Source organism: Corynebacterium sp. 32222D000AT (assembly GCF_053546955.1).
This window is the reverse complement of record NZ_JBPPVW010000022.1, coordinates 22,210-28,729: the sequence shown is the minus strand read 5'-3', so window position 1 is coordinate 28,729 and position 6,520 is coordinate 22,210. Positions and strand designations below refer to the sequence as shown.

The 6,520-nt window shown below is 67.5% G+C and carries 7 protein-coding genes; 5 read left to right on the top strand and 2 right to left on the bottom strand.

What is annotated here, in order from left to right:
- Positions 1–996, bottom strand: a 996-nt coding sequence (locus tag ACEE23_RS10470) for a glycerate kinase (protein ID WP_448873595.1), incomplete at its 3' end; no start/stop codon positions are given.
- Positions 997–1,250: 254 nt separating this feature from the next.
- Here ACEE23_RS10470 and gdhA point away from each other — a divergent pair.
- Both gdhA and ACEE23_RS10460 read left to right on the top strand, forming a co-directional pair.
- Positions 1,251–2,597 carry an NADP-specific glutamate dehydrogenase gene (gene gdhA / locus ACEE23_RS10465; RefSeq protein WP_368519080.1) on the top strand — a complete coding sequence of 449 codons (1,347 nt, stop codon included), beginning with the start codon at positions 1,251–1,253 and terminating at the stop codon, positions 2,595–2,597.
- A gap of 181 nt (positions 2,598–2,778) precedes the next feature.
- Positions 2,779–3,531 (top strand): DivIVA domain-containing protein, encoded by a 753-nt coding sequence (locus ACEE23_RS10460; RefSeq protein ID WP_448872737.1) that lies wholly within the window; start codon positions 2,779–2,781, stop codon positions 3,529–3,531.
- 63 nt (positions 3,532–3,594) lie between these two features.
- On the opposite strand, the gene ACEE23_RS10455 is transcribed toward ACEE23_RS10460, so the two are convergent.
- The gene (locus ACEE23_RS10455) at positions 3,595–4,155 is read right to left on the bottom strand and encodes a hypothetical protein (protein WP_368519082.1); all 561 of its coding nucleotides are present in this window, start codon (positions 4,153–4,155) and stop codon (positions 3,595–3,597) included.
- A gap of 173 nt (positions 4,156–4,328) precedes the next feature.
- On the opposite strand from ACEE23_RS10455, the gene ACEE23_RS10450 reads away from it, so the two are divergent.
- Genes ACEE23_RS10450 through mutM form a run of 3 tightly spaced genes read left to right on the top strand, consistent with a single transcriptional unit; the run spans position 4,329 to position 6,492 of the window.
- Positions 4,329–4,877 (top strand): YceD family protein, encoded by a 549-nt coding sequence (locus tag ACEE23_RS10450; RefSeq protein WP_368519083.1) that lies wholly within the window; start codon positions 4,329–4,331, stop codon positions 4,875–4,877.
- A complete protein-coding gene (rnc, locus tag ACEE23_RS10445) occupies positions 4,874–5,653 on the top strand; it encodes a ribonuclease III (protein ID WP_368519084.1) in 780 nt (259 codons plus the stop codon). The genes ACEE23_RS10450 and rnc overlap by 4 nt, the downstream gene beginning before the upstream one ends.
- A 14-nt stretch (positions 5,654–5,667) precedes the next feature.
- Positions 5,668–6,492, top strand: coding sequence for a bifunctional DNA-formamidopyrimidine glycosylase/DNA-(apurinic or apyrimidinic site) lyase (gene mutM / locus ACEE23_RS10440; RefSeq protein ID WP_368519085.1), 825 nt, complete (start codon positions 5,668–5,670; stop codon positions 6,490–6,492).
- Positions 6,493–6,520 lie beyond the last annotated feature (28 nt).

Here is a 6,520-nt window from a genome sequence, read left to right as displayed (position 1 = left end):
GAACTGGCCGGCCGCGATGGCCACGCGCGGCGCGGCGGGGGAGGCTGCCGCGCGCTCGGCGACGGTGCCCACGACCTTGCCGGTCAGCGACTGCGCGTCGAAGCGCCCCTCGCCGGTGACGACGACGTCGGCGGCGGCCAGGTGCCGGTCGAGATCCAGCGCGTCGGCAACGTAGTCGGCCCCGCTGACCACACGCACGTGCTCGTCGTTGCCCCACAGGATGCGCGACATCCAGCTCAGCCCTACCGGGATCGCCCCGGCCGCGCCGAAATGCTCGGCGGCGGGGTCCTGCTCGGTGAACTCGCACAGGCGCAGCAGCGCGCCGGTCAGTAGGGCGACCTGCTCGCGGCTCGCGCCCTTCTGCGGGCCGTACATCGCCGGCGCCTGCTGGGGGACGCAGCGCGTATCCGCCAGCAGGGTGTAGTCGAGCATCCCGGCCTTGTAGTTCAGCTGCGCGGTGTCGATGTCGCCCAGGCGGACCAGCTCGGCCGGGCCCTGAGCCAGGGCGAGGCCGCGGGCGTCGTGGGGCGCGGCGCCGAGTGCGCACAGGATGCCGATGCCGCCGTCGACGGTCGCGCTGCCGCCCAGGCCCAGCACGATGGATTTGGCACCGCGGGTCTCGGCGTCGGCGATGAGGGCGCCGGTGCCGAAGGAGTCCGCGCGGAGGGGATCCGGGCTATCGGCGACCGCCGGCAGGCCGGTAGCGGCAGCGACGTCGATATAGGCCGTGGCGTTTTCCGGATCGAAGTAGTATTCCGCCTCCGTGAGCCGGCCGAGAGCGTCCACCGAGGGGATGTGCACGCGGGCGAGCTGCCGGCCGGCGAGGCTGGCCGCGGTGGCCAGCGCCAGCGCGGTGCCTTCGCCGCCGTCGGCTAGCGGGCAGGTCACCACCGTGGCGTCGGGGAGTTCCTGCCGGATTCCGGAGGTCAGGCCGGCGGCGGCCAGGCTCGAGCTAGCGGTGCCTTTGAAAGAGTCTGGGGCGACGACGATATGCATGGGCGCAATTATAGGGCACGCTTTTTCTCTCACCCGCGGCCAGCCGGTGAAAGCTGGGGCGCTTCACCCCTTAATTTCGGTACTATGACAGAAAATATATCTCGCAAAAACGCAGCTAGGAAGGGGTGAGTAATTTTTAGCGCCCAAAAAGTGGTTGCGAAAGTGGCCTCGCCCAAGGAAACTGTCACTAGACAGGCCCCGCGAAAACCGGGGACTGGTCGAAGCCAATTAGTTACTACCGAGCAGGAGAAGACATGTCCGTAGACCTCCAGATTTCCGATTACTACAACAAGCTGCTGAAGAGGAACGCGGGCGAGCCGGAATTCCACCAGGCGCTCTCCGAGGTCCTGGACTCGCTGAAGATCGTCCTGGAAAAGGATCCCCACTACGCGGATTACGGCCTGGTCGAGCGGCTCTGCGAGCCGGAGCGCCAGCTCATCTTCCGCGTGCCGTGGACCGACGCCGAGGGTAATATCCGCGTCAACCGCGGCTTCCGCGTCCAGTTCAACTCGGCGCTGGGCCCGTACAAGGGCGGCCTGCGCTTCCACCCGTCGGTCAACCTGGGCATCATCAAGTTCCTGGGCTTCGAGCAGATCTTCAAAAACTCCCTGACCGGCCTGCCCATCGGCGGCGGCAAGGGCGGCTCGGACTTCGACCCGAAGGGCAAGTCCGACCAGGAAATCATGCGTTTTTGCCAGTCCTTCATGACGGAGCTGCACCGCCACATCGGCGAATACCGCGACGTGCCGGCCGGTGACATCGGGGTCGGCGGCCGCGAGATCGGCTACCTCTTCGGCCAGTACCGCCGCCTGTCCAACCAGCACGAGTCCGGCGTCCTGACCGGCAAGGGGCTCAGCTGGGGCGGCTCCCTGGTGCGCACCGAGGCCACCGGCTACGGCACCGTCTACATCACCGAGCAGATGGTCCAGTCCCACGGCGAGGACCTCTCCGGTGCCCGCGTGATCGTCTCCGGCAGCGGCAACGTGGCCATCTACGCCGCCGCCAAGGTCCAGGAGCTCGGCGCGACCGTGGTCGCGATGTCGGACTCCGCCGGCTACGTCACCACCCCGGACGGCGTGGACATCGAGCTGCTCAAGGACGTCAAGGAAAACCGTCGCGAGCGCATCTCTGCCTACGCTGCGGAAGCCGGCGGCAACGTCGAATACCACGAGGGTGCGGGCATCTGGTCCGTGGCCGCCGACGTGGCCCTGCCGTGCGCCACCCAGAACGAGTTGGACGGCGACGCTGCCCGCCAGCTCATCGACAACGGCGTGAAGTACGTGGCCGAGGGCGCGAACATGCCGTGTACGCCGGAGGCCGTCCACGCCTTCCAGGACTCCCACGTCAACTTCGTGCCGGGCAAGGCCGCCAACGCCGGCGGCGTGGCCACCTCCGCGCTGGAGATGCAGCAAAACGCCTCCCGCGACTCCTGGTCCTTCGACTACACCGACGACCGCCTGCGCCAGATCATGTCGAATATCTTCACCAACATCGACAAGACCGCCGCGGAATACGACCGCGAGGGCGACTACGTCGCCGGCGCGAACATCGCCGGCTTCAAGAAGGTCGCTGACGCCATGCTCGCCCAGGGCGTCATCTAAAACCGGCGCGCCCGGCCCGGACGTCTCCCTAGTTTTTATAGGGGAGGTGGCCGGGTTTTTCCGTGCGCGGTGCAGGGGCAGGGAAGGGGAGCGGAATAGTCTCAAGTGAAACTTGAGATTTTCCGGGCTTTCCCAGTGTGGGAAGCCGCCGTAGCTGGTTGCGCTGGCTAGGCTGGTCATCATGTACCGCGTATTCGAAAGCCTTGATGAACTAGTACAGAACCTGGAGCAAGCCCGGGGCGTTCCCATGACCTCGAATTGCATGGTTCCCCGCAACGAGATGCTCGCCCTGCTCGACGATCTGCGTAACGCCCTGCCCGTCGAAATCGACGACGCGCAGGACGTCCTCGACAAGCAGGATGAGATTATCCGCGGCGCCGAGGAGCGCGCCGAGCACACCGTGGCGGACGCCAACGCGCAGGCCGACGACATCATCGCCCGCGCCCAGGCGGACTCCGAGTCCATGGTCGCCGACGCCCAGGCGCACGCCGCCGGCTTGGTCGAGCGCGCGCAGAACGAGGCCGATTCCACCGTGGAAAAGGCCCGCGCCGACGCCGAGCGCGCCGTCGCCCAGGGGCAGGAGTCCTACGAGCGCGCCGTGGCCGCCGGCCAGGAAGAGCAGGACCGGCTGGTCTCCGAGTCGGAGGTGGCGCGCCGGGCCAACGAGGAAGCCCACCGGATCGTGGACACCGCCCACTCCGAGTCCCACCGCCTGCGCACCGAGTGCGACGAGTTCGTGGACAGCAAGCTCGGCGAGTTCGAGGAGACCCTCAACTCCGTGCTGCGGACCATCTCTTCGGATCGCACGGCCCTGCGCCGCGGCGCCGGTGCCGCCGGCCGGGCTGGCGGCAGCGACTACTCCCGCGGTTACAACGGCTACAGCCAGGATTCCTACGAAGCCGGCTACGACAGCGGTTACGACAACCGCGGATAGACTCCGGCCCGGCCTAGCTGGCCCTGCCCGCTAGGGGCGCGGCCAGCTGCGGGCGGGAAGATACTAGAAATACGCCGGCGTGCGCTGGGTGCTGGTGGGCTCGACGGGCGCGGACTTGATGTTGAGGAAGGCCGCGATCAGGGCGAAGATGAGCCCCGGCAGCGCGCACAACGGCCACAGCAGCATGAAGGACGTCAGCAGATCGCCTTCCCCGCCGCTGGTGACGTGGCCGGTTAGGAGCCCGTAGGAATAGACGGAGGCGTGGACCAGCCCGATCCCGGTGGTCAGAGCGCCGACCGAACAGAACGCGGCACTGAGAGGTTCCTTCGCGCTCCAGGTCAGCTGGGCGGCGCAGACCGCCATGCAGGCAGCGCCCAGCAGCACGGTGATTTCAAAGGGGACCGGTACAAACAGCAGGATGCCGACGACCATGCCGGTCAACAGCGCGATCAGGCAGACGCGGCGCAGGCGGGAGCCGGTGGAACCGGTGATCCCGGCCGGGTGTGGCCCGCGCAGCCGGCGGACGAGGCAGCCCACCAGGCCAAGGCAGACTGTCGGGGCGATGACCGCGAGGGGAAAAGACCACGCCACCTCGCGCAGGCCCGCCAACATGGATTCGTTCATGGTCTACCAGTCTAGGCAGGTCGCCCGCGGGGTTAAAGGAAAAATCGGGCTCCCCAACGCATTATGACCGCTCGCTCAGGAGGCTGACAGATTACCCAGCAAAGTCTTTAGCTAGCTGTGCGTCTGGGCAGCGCGTGTGCCGTGTTGACCGGCGGGGTAGGATATCCGGTGATATGACTTCACCACTGAAATTTAACGTTGCTTCGCTGCTGGGCGCGTCCGCCGAGGGCCTGCCGACCCAGCGCAGCCAGACCGGTCCCGCCCCAGCGCGCATCGGCGGCGAAATGCTTGCCGTCCCAGAGGGCGAGGAGCTGACCGTGGACGCGACCCTGACCCCGCTGGGCGGGGGCGTGCTTGTCGATGCCGACGTGCGCGGCCTCCTGCACGGCGAGTGCTCCCGGTGCTTAAGCCCCCTGAACCCGCCGCTGGACATCCACGTCAGCCAGGTCTTCGCCGCCGACGACGATTTCATCACCGGCGATCCGGAATCCGAGGAGGAACAGGGCTCCGGCGACGAGATCGGCCAGGTCGAAGGCGACGAGGTGGATCTGCTGCAGCCGGTCATCGACGAGGTCGGCCTGAGTCTGCCTTTCGCCCCGGTCTGTGAGAACGGCTGCGATATCCAGACGCCGAAGGGCGTGACCACCGGGGTGTCCGGCGAGAAGGACCCGGACGACGAGAAGGTGGACCCGCGGTGGGCCGGGCTGGAGAAGTTCCTGTGAGCAAGAAAGCAAAGCTAGATCCGCTGGCCGCCTGGGCGGTCGCCTACGACGCGGTCGATCACACCCCGCTGCGCGAGAAGCTGCAGGTCAACCTCGACGACGAGCACCTGCGCCTGGCGCTGACGCACCGCTCGTTTGCCAACGAGAACGGCCACCTGCCCAACAACGAGCGCCTAGAGTTTCTGGGCGACGCCGTGCTGGGCCTGTCCGTGGCCGCGCAGCTCTACGAGCAGTACCCGTCCCGGCCCGAATCCGACATCTCCAAGATGCGCGCCTCCATCGTCTCGCGCTACGGCCTGGCCGATATCGCCCGCGAGATCGGCCTGGGCTCCTATATCCTGCTGGGCAAGGGCGAGCAGTCCTCCGGCGGGGCCAACAAGGAGTCGATCCTGGCCGATACCACCGAGGCGCTGCTGGGGGCCATCTACCGCCAGTTCGGCTTCGCGACCGCCCGCCGGGTGGTGCTGCGGCTGTTCCAGCATAAGATTGACACCGCCACCGTCGCCGGCCGGCACCTGGACTGGAAGACCACCCTGCAGGAGCTGTGCGCCGAGCTGCACGCGCCGATGCCCGTCTACGAGGCCAGCTCCACCGGCCCGGAACACGATCAGACCTTCACCGCGGTCGCCCTAGTCAACGGCCAGGAATTCGGCCGCGGCGAGGGGCATAACAAGAAGCTGGCGGAGCAGCAGGCCGCGCACCTGGCCTGCGACAAGCTGCGCGAGTCCCCGCGGCTGGTCGCCGGTACCGCGAACCCGGGTGCGGCGAGCGACTAGAGCCCAACAACACCGTGCCGGAATTACCAGAAGTTGAGGTGGTCCGCCGGGGGCTGGAGCCCTACGTGGTCGGGCGCACCTTCGAGGCCGTCGAGGTCCTGCACCCGCGCGCCACACGCGGCCAGGACGTGCCCTTAGGCGACCTGCTCGTCGGCGCCCGCGTGCGCGCGGTGGCTCGTCGCGGCAAATACATGTGGTTGGAGCTAGCCGGCGAGCCCCCCGACGACCCCGCCCGCAACGTGGTCTTTATCCACCTGGGCATGTCGGGGCAACTGCGCGTGGGACACAATGATTCCGCCCACGTGCGCATCCGCACGCAGCTTAGCGGCGGGGTGGAACTAGACTTCATCGATCAGCGCACCTTCGGCCGCTGGCACTACGGTCCCCTGGAGGCGATCGCGCACATCGCCCGGGACCCGCTCGATCCGGCCTTTGATATCGCGGCGGCCGCGCGCCGGATCACCGCGAAGAAGGTGCCGATAAAGACCGTCCTGCTGGATCAGACGGTGGTCTCGGGTATCGGCAATATCTACGCCGACGAGGCACTGTGGCTGGCCGGCCTCGACCCCCGAAAGCGGGCGAGTACGCTGCGCCAGTACCGGGCCCGCGAGGTCATCGAGGCTGCCGCGACGGTCATGCGCACCGCGCTGGCCGCCGGCGGGACGAGTTTCGACTCGCTCTACGTCAACGTCAACGGTGAGTCCGGGTATTTTGCCCGGGATTTGAACGCCTACGGGCGGGCCGGGCTGCCTTGCCGCCGGTGCGGCAACCTGCTGCAACGGCGGGTGCTGGGTGGGCGCTCGACGCACTATTGCCCTCAGTGTCAGGCCTTCGAGTGATCTCCCATAGCGTGATCTAGGCTATGTT